The sequence below is a fragment of the Mycobacterium sp. KBS0706 genome, assembly GCF_005938675.2.
GTDB lineage: Bacteria > Pseudomonadota > Alphaproteobacteria > DSM-16000 > Inquilinaceae > Inquilinus.
This window is the reverse complement of the sequence record NZ_VCCH02000340.1, coordinates 1-568: the sequence shown is the minus strand read 5'-3', so window position 1 is coordinate 568 and position 568 is coordinate 1. Positions and strand designations below refer to the sequence as shown.

The 568-nt window shown below is 72.2% G+C and carries 1 protein-coding gene; it reads right to left on the bottom strand.

Annotation, left to right across the window (positions count from 1 at the left end):
• The coding region (locus FFK22_RS42170) for an AMP-binding protein (protein ID WP_143957040.1) at positions 1–568 on the bottom strand (568 nt) is incomplete at both ends.

The following is a 568-nucleotide window of genomic DNA, read 5'->3' as shown; positions in this document are numbered from 1 at the left end:
ACCCGCCCCCGCCACATACAGCTCACCCGACACCCCCACAGGGACCGGACGCAGCCCGCTATCCAGCACGTACACTCGCGTGTTCCAGATCGGTCGGCCGATCGGGGCGTCTCCCCCCCGGCACTCGGCGAACAGGCTGTCGCCGCTGGCCTCCGATGCGCCGTAGAAGTTCACCAGCCGCGCCTTCGGCCAGGTGCCGGCGAAGCGCTCCACCAGACGCTCCGGCAGGCGCTCCCCGCTGCTGATCCACAGCCCACCGAAGTCCCGGCCCGCCGCCGCCGCTTCGCCCAGCATCGCGTCCAGCAGGCCCGGAACCACCGTGACGTGCTCGATGCCGTGCTCCGCGATCCGTGCCGACAGCGCCGCTGCATCCCGCGCCGACGCGGGATCGATCAGCACCTGCCGGCCGCCATGCAACAGCGGCCCCAGCAGTTCCGTCGTCCCGTCGATGAAGCTCAGCGAACTCTTCGCGCAGGCCGGCCCGCCCGGAACATAGGGGTGCAGCGCCGCCCGCCACGCCAGCCGGTTCACCAGCCCCGCATGCAGCCCGACCACGCCCTTGGGACGT